Origin of the sequence: Pelistega sp. MC2 (assembly GCF_900099475.1) — a bacterium.
Lineage (GTDB): Bacteria > Pseudomonadota > Gammaproteobacteria > Burkholderiales > Burkholderiaceae_B > Taylorella > Taylorella indica.
This window is the reverse complement of the sequence record NZ_LT628274.1, coordinates 741,625-758,084: the sequence shown is the minus strand read 5'-3', so window position 1 is coordinate 758,084 and position 16,460 is coordinate 741,625. Positions and strand designations below refer to the sequence as shown.

General features: G+C 38.9%; 12 protein-coding genes and 2 tRNA genes. 10 read left to right on the top strand and 4 right to left on the bottom strand.

Annotation, left to right across the window (positions count from 1 at the left end):
- Positions 1 to 49 precede the first annotated feature (49 nt).
- Both mgtE and BQ4443_RS05295 read right to left on the bottom strand, forming a co-directional pair.
- Positions 50 to 1,540: a magnesium transporter gene (gene mgtE, locus BQ4443_RS05300; RefSeq protein ID WP_071058252.1), complete on the bottom strand. Its 1,491-nt coding sequence runs from the start codon at positions 1,538 to 1,540 to the stop codon at positions 50 to 52.
- A gap of 21 nt (positions 1,541 to 1,561) precedes the next feature.
- Positions 1,562 to 2,428, bottom strand: a complete 867-nt coding sequence (locus BQ4443_RS05295) for an inositol monophosphatase family protein (RefSeq protein ID WP_023950312.1) — start codon at positions 2,426 to 2,428, stop codon at positions 1,562 to 1,564.
- Positions 2,429 to 2,585: 157 nt separating this feature from the next.
- On the opposite strand from BQ4443_RS05295, the gene BQ4443_RS05290 reads away from it, so the two are divergent.
- From BQ4443_RS05290 to BQ4443_RS05280, 3 genes are all read left to right on the top strand, one after another.
- Entirely contained in the window at positions 2,586 to 4,358 is a 1,773-nt protein-coding gene (locus BQ4443_RS05290; RefSeq protein ID WP_023950311.1) for an FAD-dependent oxidoreductase, read from the top strand.
- A gap of 138 nt (positions 4,359 to 4,496) precedes the next feature.
- Positions 4,497 to 6,653, top strand: a complete 2,157-nt coding sequence (locus BQ4443_RS05285; RefSeq protein ID WP_083331867.1) for a TIM-barrel domain-containing protein — start codon at positions 4,497 to 4,499, stop codon at positions 6,651 to 6,653.
- A 17-nt stretch (positions 6,654 to 6,670) separates the two neighbouring features.
- Complete coding sequence (locus BQ4443_RS05280) at positions 6,671 to 7,516, top strand: polysaccharide deacetylase family protein (RefSeq protein ID WP_023950307.1); 846 nt, start codon at positions 6,671 to 6,673, stop codon at positions 7,514 to 7,516.
- A gap of 121 nt (positions 7,517 to 7,637) precedes the next feature.
- Here the strand turns inward: BQ4443_RS05280 and BQ4443_RS05275 are convergent.
- Both BQ4443_RS05275 and BQ4443_RS05270 read right to left on the bottom strand, forming a co-directional pair.
- Positions 7,638 to 7,713: transfer RNA gene (locus BQ4443_RS05275), tRNA-Lys, on the bottom strand.
- Positions 7,714 to 7,791: 78 nt separating this feature from the next.
- Positions 7,792 to 7,867 (bottom strand) — tRNA-Lys (locus BQ4443_RS05270).
- Between the two features lie 246 nt (positions 7,868 to 8,113).
- On the opposite strand from BQ4443_RS05270, the gene BQ4443_RS05265 reads away from it, so the two are divergent.
- From BQ4443_RS05265 to prpF, 7 genes are all read left to right on the top strand, one after another.
- Entirely contained in the window at positions 8,114 to 8,317 is a 204-nt protein-coding gene (locus tag BQ4443_RS05265; RefSeq protein ID WP_023950303.1) for a hypothetical protein, read from the top strand.
- 325 nt (positions 8,318 to 8,642) lie between these two features.
- The gene (locus tag BQ4443_RS05260) at positions 8,643 to 10,085 is read left to right on the top strand and encodes a circularly permuted type 2 ATP-grasp protein (RefSeq protein ID WP_071058250.1); all 1,443 of its coding nucleotides are present in this window, start codon (positions 8,643 to 8,645) and stop codon (positions 10,083 to 10,085) included.
- On the top strand, positions 10,085 to 10,687 hold the full coding sequence (locus BQ4443_RS05255) for a hypothetical protein (protein WP_023950299.1): 603 nt from the start codon (positions 10,085 to 10,087) through the stop codon (positions 10,685 to 10,687). The genes BQ4443_RS05260 and BQ4443_RS05255 overlap by 1 nt, the downstream gene beginning before the upstream one ends.
- An 11-nt stretch (positions 10,688 to 10,698) precedes the next feature.
- A complete protein-coding gene (locus tag BQ4443_RS05250) occupies positions 10,699 to 11,490 on the top strand; it encodes a transglutaminase family protein (RefSeq protein ID WP_071058249.1) in 792 nt (263 codons plus the stop codon).
- Positions 11,491 to 11,599: 109 nt separating this feature from the next.
- Positions 11,600 to 12,334 (top strand): proteasome-type protease, encoded by a 735-nt coding sequence (locus tag BQ4443_RS05245; protein ID WP_023950297.1) that lies wholly within the window; start codon positions 11,600 to 11,602, stop codon positions 12,332 to 12,334.
- A 267-nt stretch (positions 12,335 to 12,601) separates the two neighbouring features.
- Positions 12,602 to 15,202, top strand: coding sequence for a Fe/S-dependent 2-methylisocitrate dehydratase AcnD (gene acnD, locus BQ4443_RS05240; protein WP_218118026.1), 2,601 nt, complete (start codon positions 12,602 to 12,604; stop codon positions 15,200 to 15,202).
- A 43-nt stretch (positions 15,203 to 15,245) separates the two neighbouring features.
- Positions 15,246 to 16,439: a 2-methylaconitate cis-trans isomerase PrpF gene (gene prpF / locus BQ4443_RS05235; protein ID WP_023950293.1), complete on the top strand. Its 1,194-nt coding sequence runs from the start codon at positions 15,246 to 15,248 to the stop codon at positions 16,437 to 16,439.
- The last annotated feature ends 21 nt before the right edge of the window (positions 16,440 to 16,460 follow it).

Genomic DNA, 16,460 nt, shown 5'->3' with positions numbered 1-16,460 from the left:
TAATGTTAGCCCTTGAAATAGGGGATTATTTTGTGTAGTTGAATATTGATTAAAGTAAGAAAATAGTTGCTAGTCCTAGGAAAATAAAGAACCCTAAGGCATCAGTAGCGAATGTTAACAAAACAGAAGAGCCAACCGCTGGATCTTTATTAAATTTAGCACGTACAAGAGGGATAAGTACGCCAAGAAAGGCACCAATGAGCATATTGCATATCATTGCTGTGACCATAACAATGGCAATTTTGTACGAATCAGAGACTAGCCAAGCAAAGAATGCCGCCATAATACTGCCTGTTAAACCGACTAATAGCGTTACATACGTTTCTCTTTTCAGCATGGGCATAATACTTTTAACGTTAATACGCCCCATCGCCATAGCCCTAATGACCAATGTGAGAGTTTGGTTGCCTGAGTTACCCCCAATCCCAGCTACAATTGACATCAAAAAGGCCAAGATAACAATTTGACTGACTGTGCCTTCAAATTGTGAGGCAATAAAGGAGGCTGTTGATGCGGTACAGAGGTTGATTAATAACCAAGGCGTACGGTTACGAACAGCGTGAGCTACTGAGGAGAAAGTATCCTCTTCAGCAAGACCGGCACGAGCAAGATCTTGTTCTTGAGAGTCTTCTTGGATGACATCTACAACGGCATTAATCGTTACTCGTCCAAGGAGGCGGTTTTCATTATCTACCACTGGTGCAGAAACTAAGTCATAACGTTCAAATGCTGAGGTGGCAACGGTATCGCTTTCATTTGGTGTAAGAGAAAAGAACTCTGTTTTCATTAGATCTTTGACGTGACTTTCAGGATCATTAATGAGTAAGTCAGCAAGTGATAAAACGCCGAGTAAATGCTCTTCACGATCAATAATAAATAACTGGTCTGTATGGTCGGGTAAATAATCTAGACGTCTTAAATAGCGCAAGACAACTTCAAGAGTAATATCCTCTCGTACACGCACCATCTCGAAATCCATGATGGCACCAACAGTATCTTTTTCATAGCCTAGGGCGGCTAATAACTGATTGCGTTCTTTTTCTGTTAGACCTTTCTGAACTTCAGCCACAATCTCAGCAGGAAGATCTGGGGCTAGATCGGCTAATTCGTCAGTATCAAGTGTTTCTGTTGCTGCCAACAAGTCTTCACGATTCATAGTAGCAATTAGGTCTTCACGAACCCAATCGTCTACTTCTAAAAGAATATCACCGTCATGTTGAGAACTTACGAGTTCCCAGACTTGCATACGCTCTTCATGAGGCAGAGATTCTAGGATATACGCAATATCAGCCGGGTGTAGTGGGCGTAGGAAGTTTTCTAACTCTACATGCTGCTGTCGTTTTAAGAGTTCTTCTACTAATGCGCCACTCTCGGTATTATGTTCTTCTTGTTGATGAACCAAATTTTGCACGAGTGATTGCTTGCTAAGAAGCATTTTAATATGCTCTAACACTTGTTGTGCATCTTCTGAGTCAAGCCTTTTTTGTGAGGTATTGACGTCTTTCTCTGTATCACTGTGCTGGTTTGGTGTTTTTGTCATAGGCAGCTAACCGAGTAAAAATTATGGCAAAGTTTTTAAAGATGGTTTTAGCATGGCGAAAAAATCATCAAAAAGAAGACGGTTTGTCGCAATCACATTCCCAGTGATAGGCCAAGGATGTTGTTTATATAAGTCTTGTACTTGCCCACCAGCCTCTCTGACTAGCAACGTTCCTGCTGCTACATCCCAAGGAGCTAGACGCATTTCCCAATAGGCATCAAAGCGACCACATGCTACCCATGCCAAATCTAGTGCAGCAGCACCATTTCGGCGAATACCTCGGGTTTGATGGATCGCTGCTTTTAGCATAGGATCATATTCATCTTCAAATGAAAAATCACGGAAAGGTAAACCTGTACCGAGTAAGGCATCCCCTAAGGTGGCGGTTTTATTGCAACGAATAGCTTGACCGTTTAACTGACATCCGCCAAAGTAATAGGCACTAAATAATTCTTGACGATTAGGGTCAAGCACAACAGCAACAATAGGTGTGTCTTCTGTGAGAGGAGACATGCCTGCACTTAATACTGTGCCTTTGTGAGCAACTAAACCAATAGAGACTGCAAAATGAGGAATGCCATGTAAAAAATTGGTCGTTCCATCTAAGGGGTCTATATACCATGTAGCTAATGAGCTTTCTGGTTGCTTACCTTGCTCTAATTGGGATTCTTCAGCAATAATTGCAAACTCAGGACATAGCTGAGTTAGCTTGGCAATAATGGCTTTTTCGGCATCTTTGTCAGCTTGTGATACTAAATCATTGCGAGATTTGTGTTCAATCACTAGCTCATCTCTATGATTGAAATATTCCATTAAAATTGCAGCACCTTGATGGGCGGCTTCTGTAGCAGCATGAAGAGCTTTTTGAAAGTCAATATTGGTAGACATGAGAAACCCTTAGAATTCAGAGCATGAAAGATTATAGATATCTTATTGTATATATTTAGCATTACAATAAAGAGTTAGTATTATACACGTTAGCTGTTTAAACGGCTCATTCGCTTGGTATTTATTTTTGTACTACGAGGCGATTAATGGATTGAACATGAAAACTCAGCCTCTGAACATTGCAATTTTAAGTGCCCAATACCTTAAGTATTTACCATCATTATTTGATTTTTGGCAGGGTCAGTCACGTCCTGTTCATATATTAGTTGTTGATGATGATCTCACGGCTCGTCGTGAATTATTACGACGCTTAAGCCAACAATCAATCTCGCCTATTTATGCACGCCTATTGGAACAATGGCCTATTGATTTGCTAGGTTTGCATCGATTAGATATTGAACCGTACCAATTTTGTTTGCATATTTTGAATACTAATCATCCTCATCCTTGGAAAGCATTTAGTGCAGATGTGGATGGTTTTATCGTCGATGAGATTAATCAAGAAGAGCATTTCATGGAAGCATTACGTCTGGCATCACCAATGCCTTTTGTCTATGCTGAAAAAAAATGTGTAGAAATGATTAAGAGTACATTGCAGTATCGACAGTTTTCTTTGCAATGTTCTCAAACTAGTGATGTTGTGATGGATAAATCGTCTGCACCAAATAGTCAGGTATGCTTGGATCCATTAAATTTATTTGCTCAATTTGCTGAGAATTGGCAATATTTACAGCCCACAAGTTTTCGTCCTGTCAAACAGCTAGCTGCTCAAAAAAAACGTGAAATTGCTATTATTGGTGCGGGAGTAGCTGGTGCAGGAGTCGCACATGCAATGGCAAATAGAGGGTGGCAAGTTACTGTTTTTGATCCTATGTTTGCGCATTCTCCCGATGAATTTGTTTTGCAGTTTGCGTCAGGAGCGATTACTCCATTAGTAACAGCAGATGATAGTCATAAGGCTAGGATTAGCAGGGCAGGTGTCTTAAGAGCACGGATACGCTGGCAAGCAATTGCTCAACAGGTTGGTATAAAGTATTGCGGTACGCTAGAACTTAATCGTGATAAAGGTCATGCTAAAGATTTGTTAGATGCTGTAAAGGCGCTGAATTACCCAAGTGAATGGGCGAGATTAGTGAGTGCATCGGAAGCAACGGAAATTGCCGGTATTCCTGTCGAACAAGATGGGGTATATTTTCCAATGGGCATGCAAGTTCCACCTGTTAAATTAGCTCATGTTTTATTACAGCATCCCAATATTCAGTGTAAGGCGCTTAAAATTGAGTGGATAAATAAACAAGCTGATGGGTATGAGTTGATTGGTGTGGACGAGGATGCTGTAGCGACAAAAGTTTTTTTTCATCAGATAGTAGTGGCTAACGCCATAGATAGCAAATCATTGTTAGAGAAAAATGAGTTGCATCGTAAGACACTTAAGTCAGGTAAGCAGGTTAATGCAATAAGTTGCTTAAATACTTTACACGCTTTATCAGGAGAAGTGATGATGATTCCTGATGATTTACTAAATGGTGGGCCAAAATGCATCGTAGGAGGACAGGGCTATTTTTTACCCTCCCAAAATGGATTTTGTGTGATGGGGAGTACCTATGTTCATAATGATTTAACTCCCAAAGTAAGCAAAGAGGGGCAAAAAGTTATTTGGGATAAAATTCCTTTATCACTTTCTCTAGATTTTGAAAGCTTACAACAATCAGCCACTATTAAGGGTAGGGCATGCGTGAGAGCTGTAATTCAAGGAAGGCTTCCCATTATTGGTGAGCTAGAGCATGCCAAAGGAGTTTGGCTTGCTTGTGCGTATGCGTCCCATGGGTTGACATGGAGTAGTTTGGCAGGGGAGTTGATAGGTGCAAGTCTTGAAGGAGAGCCGTTGCCGCTAGAACGGGATTTATTAGTAAGTCTGACACCAAAATAATGGTTTAGCCATAAAATTTTCTGAAGCTTATCATAAGAAATATTTCAGCTAAATCCTTGTATTTACTTTAAATTTTAATGAAAATCAGTCACAATAGCGGTATTAGACAAATAACGTCACCACTTTAAAAGCATAATTGTGATTCAGATCAAAAAGCTCAAGTTAATTGACCACCAACAAGGTCTTTGCCTATTTGAAATAGAAAAAGATTTATTTCTACGTATTGAGGCGACAGCACTAGGGGTATTTCGTATCCGTTGTGGTGCTAAAAACAAGATAGATGATAGTCTTCTTAATCCTCGTGCAAAAGAAAGACAAGAGTTATTATTGGCTCGTAATGAATTAAGTAGTGAGTTTGTTATTGAAGAGCATAAGAAAAACAGTCAGTGGCAAATTTCACATGGTAATACTAGCGTAGAGTTACAAGTAAATCCTTTTGCGATGATATTTCGTAGGGATGGAGAAGTTGTCTTAAAGACTACGGACGAAAATGCGTTAATTGTTGATACAGAAGTAGACGAAGAGGCGTGGACAATTAATTTTGCTCTTCCTAAAAATGATCATGTTTATGGTTTGGGACGCACAGCAGGAGCGTATAGTCGACGTGGCGAGGAATTATTTTCTGATGCACATGACCATCAGTACCTGCCGTTTGCATGGAGTACCAAAGGTTGGGGATTATTTCCTAACAGTTTAAAGCAAGTCAGACATCAGGTTGGTATCAAAAAAGCACCAACGATTTATCAACTGCAGATACATGATAATAGTCTAGATTTATTTGTGTATATTGGTACTGTAGCGGATATTTTTAATCAGTTTAGTGCCTCGCTTGGGCGACCGGGTCAGCCACCTTTATCTGCCATGGGTATTTGGCTTGATCAGATTGATGGGGAATCATTTACTGATGTATTAGAGCAGGCAGAGCAATTAGATCAAAAAGGTTTTGTCGTTGATACAATCAACCTCGCACCTCCTAGCGTATTTTTATTTCAAGATGATAAATTAACTCTTGAATGGGATACTGAGCGTTTGGGCGATGTTCGTCAATTTATTGCTGATTATTTAAAAGAAGGGAAGCATATTTGTGTACCTTCTTGGCCAGGAGTTCCTGTTGGTACTGCGTTATTCAAAGACTTAGAAGATAGGGCATGGTTGCTATTAGATGATGACGGTCACGCTTATCGAGTTAGTACGCCTTACGGTGAGGTGGGCATATTAGACTTGACTTATAAGGATGCTTATAAGTTTTGGGAATCTCGACATCAACAATTACTGGATAACACTGACACGGGGATAAACTTAATTGATGTTATTTCTATCCCTGATCATATTAATGCTAGACAAGGAGAGACGGGGGCTTTTTTACGTCAGCTCTATCCATTACGATTAGAGCAATCAATGTATGATGCTCAGTCTTATCACAAAATTCCTAAAGAAGCTTATTTGCGACGAGAGGCATTAAGTCTAAATAGTCCTCGTTACACTGGATTGCATTTACAGCATTCAATAAATAATTTTGAGGATATTAAGTCTTTATTGAGACTACACTTAACAACACAAGCAAGCGGAGTAATTTCTCAGACACATTCGTTGCTAGTGAATACTAATTCAAGTAATCTTTATTTACGCTTTTTGGCTTTATCGGTTTTTTCAGCTGGATTTAGTTTAGTGGCAGATAAGCAATATTTGCCCGACCAGTTTGATCAAAAAACACAGGAACAGATTAAAGTATTTTTTGATTTACGTTCTCGCTTAATTCCTTATGTGCTAGGAAATATTGAGGATGCGACAAGAACGGGATTGCCTGTTCAACGAATGATGGCAGTTGCTTTCCCTGATGATCAAAAAGCACATAAGTATGAATATCAGTTCTTATTTGGTCCTGCTTTGTTGGTTGCTCCTATATTGGATGGTGGCAATGAGGTAGAGATATATCTTCCTGAAGGTGAGGCTTGGTGGGATGTGAATACAGGAATCCGTTATGAGGGTGGCCAAGTTTTACAATATGAGTGTGATGTAAGTACGATACCTGTTTTTGGTAGAGAGGGACATATGCTATGTATGGGACCTGTCTTAGAAGGTTTATCCAAATTTAATACAGCGAGAATACTTGATCAAGTGTGGTTATTTGGTATGCCATTATATAACCCAGTTGTGATGCGCAATAAAATTCGTGTTATGCAAATGCAAGGCTCTAGTTATATTAAGGGCTTTGAAGGATTAGATATTTTGCAATCGTCGGGATTAGAAGTAAAACGACGTGGTGCTGAAGTACGTATTTCTCGTGAGCGCTAATAGCATAGAAATTTAATATGAGCACTCCCATAAAAAATCCTGCCAAAATAGTGCCTATCCTACGCTATCGTCATGTCACCCCAAATGGTGGTATGTTTAATTGTGCGCCTGAAATGTTTACAGCACATATGGCACATTTAGCCAACTATGGTTATACAGCACTTAGTGCTACAGAGTTTGAAAAATTTCTAAATGGTGAGCCTGTACCGAATCGCTCAGTAGTCATTACCTTTGATGGTGGATATTTAGATAACTATGTTTTTGCGTTTCCAGTATTAAAAAAGTTTGAACTTAAGGCAAATATTTTCCTGAGTACTAGCGTTATTAAACAAGGTGAGATAAGAGCTAGTTTTGATAGTAATGAAATTATCCCTTTTTGTCCTTCGCATGTAGAATGTAAACAGAGAATTAATAGTGGACACCCTGAAAGTGTTATGATGAACTGGGATGAGATTCGTTTAATGCTACAAAGTGGTTTAATTGATGTCCATAGTTTTGCACATACGCAGACTCGTTGGGATCAGCAATTAAATGAAGAAGGCAAAAATGCCGCTATCCAAAAAGAATTTGAGCAAAGTAAATCGGTATTAATAAGTGAAATTGGTTCGGTTAGTCAGCATTTTTGCTGGCCTAATGGCTACTTTGATGATGATTATCTCGCACTAGCAAAAGAAGCAGGGTTTAAATATTTTTATACCAATGATCCAAGGGGATTTAATACACCAACCACATCTCCTGATTACTTGTATCGTTATATTCCTTCAGAAAAAGGTGAAACTGCTTTTGGTTTGCAATTGTACGGCGCAAGACATCCCAATAAATTAGTTAGATTGTTTAGGCACTATAAGTCAGTTGAAGCCTAAGTTTTAAATAGGACTAAATTTCTAAATAGGACTAAAAACGACTAGGCAGGATAATATAGTTTTCCTATCAAGGAATAGGATAAAAATAAATATAGGGGAATGTTTAGAATATCACTATAGGTGGTGGGCTGGGCGAGATTCGAACTCGCGACCAACGGATTAAAAGTCCGCTGCTCTACCGACTGAGCTACCAGCCCTGACATATAACGTTAACAATATTAAGTTATAATGCGTGAATAAAAAAACCACTTATCAAAGTGGCTATTTTATTTCACTGGTGGGCTGGGCGAGATTCGAACTCGCGACCAACGGATTAAAAGTCCGCTGCTCTACCGACTGAGCTACCAGCCCGTGAAAGAAATATAATTATGTACGATAAATAATGTCTTGTCAATATTTATCTAGGGGTTAATCAGTAGCTCAGCGTAGTTTTGGGAATTAAAAGCGGCTTTTATACAACATGCCTAGGATAGGCAAGGATGCTTTTTAATTTATTTAACAAAATTAACAGTTTGGGTTATTTGCAAGTGAGTGGTTTCGCGAGTATGCTTATACTCAATAGATTTTTATCTATGTTTGTATGTAAAGGAGATCAAAATGGCTATTAAAGATTCTGAATATGTTAATCAAAGCCAAGAAACTGAATTAAATTATTGTTTAAGAAAACATGGTTTAGCTCAAAGTGCAGATAATCGTAAGGCATTAAAAGATTTATTGCCTCCAAGAACACGTACAGAAGAAGCTGATCGCTTAATTCTTGCAAATCTTGATAAGTTTGCAAAGAGTGCTAGCCAGTCTTAATACGCACAAACAATATATATAAATCCTTTAATTGCTACCGTGGTGATTAAAGGATTTTTTATCAATAGTATGTTTTTCTTTTTTTTAGTATATAGATAATAGTACTTCATTATTTTTATACTGGTACTATCTAATAGCAATATTACTTACGGCTGTATAGCAGTCTTTCAATCTACATAATCCTCTCGTTAAAATTCCTATCACTATCTATGCAATATTGATTAAATAGTGGGTACTGAATTTTTATCTTTGACTATACAAAATTTTAAAAATAAACTATTCTTATCGATAAATCTTCTATATTGTGAGAAGAAAAGGATAAATTATGTCAATATTGCCATCTAATTTTTATGATGAACTTTTACAATCGGATGGCACACCTCGTTTGGGGTGTGAACATGTCGCACAATGGTTAAAAGAAAATGAAGCCGCTGATATTGCTACATTAAATCAGCAGGCATTGTCCATGTTTTATCGTAAAGGAGTAACGTTTACTGTTTATAGTGAGGCAAGCAATATTGAGCGGGTGATTCCTTTCGATATTATTCCTAGAATTATCCCTCTAGAAGAGTGGCGAATGTTAGAGCAAGGTTGTACTCAAAGAATACAAGCCTTAAATATGTTTTTACATGACATTTATCACGAACGTAAGATTATCAAAGAAGGGCTTGTTCCTGCTAAACAGATTATGGTTAATGAGTGCTATCAACCATGGATGTATGATATTAAATTGCCATTTCCAATTTATGCGCATATTAGTGGTATTGATCTGGTTCGGCATGGAGACGGTAAGTATTATGTATTAGAGGATAATTTACGTACACCCTCTGGTGTGTCCTATATGCTGGAAGGACGAAAAATTACAGAGAGCTTATTACTTGATTTGTTTAATAAGCAAAAAGTTTTACCCGTAGATAATTATCCTCAATTATTAAAAGAGAATTTGATTGCGTGTAGTGGTAAAGATAATCCTCATATTGTAGTTTTAACACCAGGTAGATTTAATAGTGCCTATTATGAACATGCTTTTTTGGCTCGTGAAATGGGCGCAACATTAGTTCATGGTTATGACTTATTTGTTGAAGATAACTTTGTGTATATCAAAACAGTAAGTGGGCGACAAAAAGTTGATGTAATTTATCGTCGTTTAGATGATGCATTTTTAGATCCTTTGGCGTTTAGACCAGATTCTATTTTAGGTGTACCTGCTCTAATGGCGGCGTATCGGTCGGGTAATGTATTGATTTGTAACGCTCCAGGGACAGGTGTAGCAGATGATAAATCTATTTATCCTTATGTTGATGATATGATTCGATTCTATCTAAGTGAAGAGCCTATTCTATTAAATGTACCTACGTACCAGTGTCGTAAACCAGATGATTTGAAGTATGTATTAGCAAACCTTGATAAGTTGGTGGTTAAAGAAACTCAAGGCAGTGGTGGGTATGGAATGTTAGTGGGACCTAAGGCGAGTAAAAAAGAAATAGAAGAATACCGTTTACGCTTGGAAGCAGATCCAGAAGGGTTTATTGCTCAACCAACATTAGCACTATCCACTTGTCAAACCTGTGTGGATGAGGGTATTGCTCCACGTCATATTGATTTAAGACCCTTTGTATTGACGGGGCCTGATAAAGTTCGCATTGTCCCTGGTGGATTAACTCGAGTAGCCTTACGGGAAGGTTCACTTGTGGTGAATTCATCACAAGGTGGTGGTGTGAAAGATACATGGGTTGTTGATACTCAAACTGTACAAGGAGGTCAATAATGAATTTATTATTATCCACCGCCTATAATTTATACTGGCTTGGACGGTATATGCGGCGTACACAAGAGTTACTGCAAACTGCCCTTAAAACTAAACCACAAAAAAGGGCTGAAATGTTGGCTGTTATCGGTTATTCATTAGAGAATTTAGATGATAAATCGGTGTTTAACTTTTTGGTAGAAGAGGCGTTTCCTGAGCATTTTGAGCGGATCCATGCAAATGTTCAAGCCGTCCGTGCTGTCATAGATGCTGATGCTTCTGATTTATTTAACCATGTTCGTCGTCTGTATCAATCAGGCAGTCCAAGGGCAGCTGTTTTTCAACTGGCAGCATGTGATGCTGTGATGCTAGAGCAGCACATATTAGTTACCCAGTTTTGGCAGTTAGGTGACTATGTGGAGATGCTTGATCAACGTATTCGCCAGAATAAGGTAGAGAGTCGTGATTATCGTTATCTTGCTCAAGTGGTCACTAATTTACCAGATGGTACGGGTTGGGACAAAATTAAGCAACAAATTCAGGCCTTAGTTTTTACTACAAAAGATAGTGAGTTTTATGAATGGTTAAAACGACTAGATCAACTCTTTGAAGATGGTGTTTAAAGGAAGAAAAAATGAAGTTGCAAATAGATCATAGCACTCAATATTTTTACGCTAATTCAGCAAAGAGAAGTATCCAAATTTTACGTGTTACGCCACAGACATTGGCGCATCAGCGAGTATTATCGTGGCAATTAACCTTACCTCGTATTTCTGAAGAGTTTTTTGATGGTTTCGGTAATTTTTGTACGGTGTTAAATGTGACCGAACCTCACAATGTATTAAATATTCATGCACAAGGCATTGTGGAGATTGATAATAAGAGTGAATATAGCAATGATGATAGAGTGCCTGCAGATATTTTTCTTAATACGACAGGGTTAACTCATTGCTCGGCTGATATGTATGAGTTTACACAGAAATATACGGTGGGTGTAGGAAATCGTTCTAGCTTAAGTCGCTTAAGTCAGGCTATTTTGGAGTATATTCCTTATACGCCTGGAGCTACGAATGTGGCTACGACAGCGGTGCAATCCTTTGAGGCTAAACAGGGTGTTTGTCAAGATCATACCCATGTATTTTTAGCTTGTGCACGCAGTATTGGGGTGCCTACACGTTATGTATCTGGTTACTTATATGTAGAAGAGGAAAATCATTTGGCTAGCCATTCATGGGCAGAAGCCTACTTAAATAATCATTGGTTTGTTTTTGATGTGAGTAATCAACTATTCCAACCTCGCCAACACGTGCAATTAGCCGTTGGTCTGGATTATAACGATGCGGCACCATTGCGTGGTATGCGTCAAGGAGGAGGACAAGAGCAAATGGAGTTCTTAGTACGTGTATCGCCAGTTAAAGAGCAGTAAAATCGGCTATGGATTTTACTGCAATCTCTTTCTCATCGTAGATAGTTGCTTATGATTCCAGTTAAAATAATGTTTGTATAGTTAGAAAATTAGATAGAGATTGAGTACTATGACATATTGTGTCGCTATTCGTTTGCAGGATGGGATTGTTTTTGCTTCTGATACTCGTACAAATGCGGGGGTAGATCACATTTCTGTGTTTAAAAAGTTGTATACCTTTGGTATTGACGGAGAGAGAAGTATTGTACTCTTAACCTCAGGTAATTTGGCAACATCCCAAGCCGTTGTTAAGATGCTAGAAAATGGGGTAAAATTAGGTGCTGATGAGCATATTTTAAATGCGCCAACTTTATTTGATGCCGCACGAATGGTAGGCTCACTCGTTAGTCAAGTGGCAAGGGAGTCGCAGGCAAGAGCTTTTTCTCAAGAAAGCTTTGGGAGTAATTTCTTATTAGGTGGTCAGATCAAAGGTCAACTGCCTGAACTCTATCATATCTATCAAGAAGGTAATTTTATTAATGCCACAGAAGATACGCCATTTTTACAAATTGGTGAAGCAAAATACGGTAAACCCATCTTAGATCGTTCGCTAAATTACCGGAGCAGTTTAGAAGATGCTGTGAGAGCAGTTCTGGTCTCTTTTGATTCTACTATTCGCTCTAACCTTTCTGTAGGTTTCCCTATGGATTTATTGGTATATCGAAACGGGACTTATCATTTACCTAAAGGCATTAGAATTGATGCGAATGACCCTTATTTACATAATGTCAGAACGCAATGGTCTGATGGATTAAAAGCAATCTTACATAGTTTCTCTGTTCCGCCAGATTACTATTTCGAGTAGCAAAAATAGATCTCTAATCGTGGATTATTGATAACCTTTTTTTGTTGAAGGTTTTCGCTATCAATTATAAAAAAATTAATAGCGCTTAATACATGGGGGAAACCTATACGCCAAAGTACTACTGCATTAATAGTTACACATATCGTTATTATTAGTGTGATTAAGGAATAGCTTAGGTAATTTATATTAGTAAAACTGCTGATTGCTCTAAGTCTTATATAAGACTAAAATGACACAATGCCTTCATTTTATTTTCAGGTGTCAATCATGAGTAATGCACAATTTCGTAAACCTTTACCAGGGACTAATTTAGAATTTTTTGACGCAGCGGCTGCCGTCAATGCTTTGCAGGCGGGTGCTTGGGAAAAATTACCTTATACAGCCAAAATTCACGCTGAAAATTTAGTTAATCGAGCAACCAATGTTGATGATGAAACATTGAATAGTTGGCTATTACAACTTATTGAACGTAAGCAAGAAATAGATTTTCCGTGGTTTCCTGCACGTGTCGTGTGCCATGATATTTTGGGTCAAACCGCATTAGTGGATTTGGCGGGATTGCGAGATGCCATTGCCGATAAAGGTGGTGATCCTTCCAAAGTAAATCCAGTGGTGCAAACGCAATTAATTGTAGATCACTCGTTAGCGGTTGAGTGTGGTGGCTTTGATCCGGATGCTTTCCAAAAAAACCGAGATATCGAAGATCGTCGTAATGAGGATCGCTTCCACTTTATTAATTGGACCAAGACTGCATTTGAAAATGTGGATGTAATCCCTGCTGGTAATGGCATTATGCACCAAATCAATCTTGAAAAAATGTCACCTGTCATTCAGGTACGTAATGGTGTAGCGTTTCCGGATACATGCGTTGGTACAGATAGTCATACTCCTCATGTGGATGCTCTAGGTGTTATTTCAGTTGGTGTAGGTGGCTTAGAGGCAGAAACAGTGATGCTAGGTAGAGCATCAATGATGCGTTTGCCCGATATTGTAGGTGTTGAGTTGGTAGGTAAACGTCAGCCAGGTATTACCGCAACAGATATTGTATTAGCGTTGACTGAGTTCTTACGTAAAGAGAGAGTCGTCGGAGCATATGTTGAATTCTTTGGTGAGGGAGCTTCTAGCTTAAGTATTGGTGATAGAGCAACTATTTCTAATATGACACCTGAATATGGTGCTACTGCTGCTTTATTCTATATTGATCAACAAACGATTGATTATTTAAAAATTACTGGTCGTGATCCTGAGCAAGTAGAGTTGGTAGAAAAATATGCCAAACAAACTGGCTTATGGGCAGATGGCATGAAAGAGGCGGTTTACCCTCGTGTATTACGTTTTGATTTATCCACTGTTGGGCGTAATATGGCGGGACCATCTAATCCACATGCACGCTTTTCAACAACAGATTTAGCCCAAAAAGGTTTAGCAAAACCATACGAAGTACCATCTAATGGTGAAATGCCTGACGGTGCCGTTATTATTGCGGCTATTACTAGCTGTACAAATACATCTAATCCACGTAATGTGGTGGCAGCCGCATTATTAGCACGCAATGCTAATAAATATGGTTTAGTTCGTCAGCCATGGGTCAAAACATCTTTTGCCCCAGGTTCGAAAGTGGCTGAGCTTTACTTAAAAGAGGCTGGTTTATTAGGTGAATTAGAGAAATTGGGATTTGGTATTGTTGGCTTTGCATGTACAACCTGTAATGGCATGAGTGGTGCTTTAGATCCTGTGATTCAAAAAGAAATCATTGATCGTGATTTATATACAACGGCTGTATTATCTGGTAATCGTAATTTTGATGGTCGCATCCATCCCTATGCTAAGCAAGCCTTTTTAGCATCGCCTCCATTAGTAGTGGCTTATGCCATTGCAGGGTCTATTCGATTTGATATTGAGAATGATGTATTAGGCATTTTTGACGGTAAAGAAATTCGTCTAAAAGATATTTGGCCAACAGATGAAGAAATAGATAGCATCGTTGCTAAATTTGTAAAACCAGAACAATTCCGTCAGATTTATATTCCAATGTTTGATACAGGTAAAGCAGAAAAAGCAGCAAGCCCACTCTATGATTGGAGACCGCAATCAACCTATATTCGTCGTCCACCTTATTGGGAAGGTGCATTAGCAGGCGAAAGAACACTTAAAGGAATGCGCCCGCTAGCTATTCTTCCAGATAATATTACGACAGACCATTTATCACCCTCAAATGCTATTTTGCCAAATAGTGCGGCGGGTGAATACTTGGCTAAGATGGGGTTACCAGAAGAGGACTTCAACTCTTATGCGACTCATCGAGGTGATCATTTAACAGCACAACGAGCCACATTTGCCAATCCAAAATTATTTAATGAGATGGTATTAAATGAGGATGGAACGGTCAAACAAGGTTCTTTAGCACGTATTGAGCCAGACGGTAAAGTCACTCGTATGTGGGAAGCTATTGAAACCTATATGGAGCGTAAACAACCATTGATTATCATTGCAGGTGCTGATTATGGGCAAGGTTCAAGCCGAGATTGGGCAGCTAAAGGTGTTCGTCTAGCAGGTGTAGAAGCTATTGTTGCCGAAGGTTTTGAGCGTATTCACCGAACTAATTTAATTGGTATGGGTGTATTACCACTACAGTTCAAGTCAGGCACTAATCGAAAAACATTGGCATTAGACGGAACCGAAACTTATGACGTTATAGGTGAAAGACATCCTCGCACAGATTTAACATTGGTGATTCACCGTAAATCAGGCGAGACCGTTGAGGTACCTGTGACATGTCGTTTAGACACGGCAGAAGAGGTTAGTATTTATGAGGCTGGTGGTGTATTACAACGCTTTGCTCAAGACTTCTTAGAAGGTAATGCTTAGTTTTAACATTATAGTTAATATTTAAAATATATAAGGTTCAGTTATGAGTACTGTTTTTCCTGGTCAAATAAAAATCCCTGCTACGTATTATCGAGGAGGGACATCAAAAGGGGTGTTTTTTAAACTTACTGATTTACCTGAGGTTGCACAGAAGCCCGGTGAGGCAAGGGATAAAATTTTACTACGAGTATTAGGTAGCCCTGACCCTTATGGTAAGCAAATTGATGGTATGGGTAATGCCTCTTCTTCTACAAGTAAGGCTGTTATTATCAGTAAGCCATCTGTTCCAGATCATGATGTGGATTATTTATTTGGACAAGTGTCTATTGATAAACCTTTTGTTGATTGGAGTGGTAATTGTGGTAATTTGACTTCTGCAGTTGGTGCATTTGCCATTAATAATGGTTTAATTGATAAGGCTAAAATTCCTGATAATGGTTTTTGTACGATTAGAATTTGGCAAGCTAATATTCAAAAAACGATTGTGGCTCATATTCCTATTACCAATGGTGAGGTACAAGAAACAGGTGACTTTGAGTTAGATGGTGTTACGTTTCCTGCAGCAGAAATTCAATTAGAATTTTTAGATCCAGCTGATGATGGCGAAGAAGGGGGAGCAATGTTCCCTACTGGCAATGTCGTTGATGATTTAGAGGTGCCTGGTATTGGTATTTTAAAATCAACGATGATTAATGCAGGTATTCCCACTATTTTTGTGAATGCCGCTGATATTGGCTATGTAGGTACAGAACTACAAGATGATATTAATAGCGATCCCAAAGCCTTAGAAAAGTTTGAGACGATTCGTGCTTATGGTGCTGTGAAAATGGGGTTGATTGCAGATATTTCAGAAGCGGCTACACGCCAGCATACGCCCAAAGTGGCATTTGTAGCACCACCACAATCTTATCAAGCATCCAGTGGTAAGCAAGTGGAAAAAGAGAGCATTGACCTATTAGTGCGTGCATTGTCTATGGGTAAACTACATCATGCAATGATGGGAACGGCAGCAGTAGCGATTGGTACAGCTGCAGCTATTCCAGGAACATTGGTTAATCTTGCTGCAGGTGGGGATGAACGAGAAGCGGTGCGCTTTGGACATCCTTCAGGAACACTACGTGTGGGTGCACAAGCAGTGTTGGAAAATAATCAATGGGTAGTTAAAAAAGCGATGATGAGTCGCAGTGCTCGTATTTTGATGGAAGGATGGGTTAGAGTACCAGCCGATACTTTTTAGTTAATACTACGGGAACTGGTG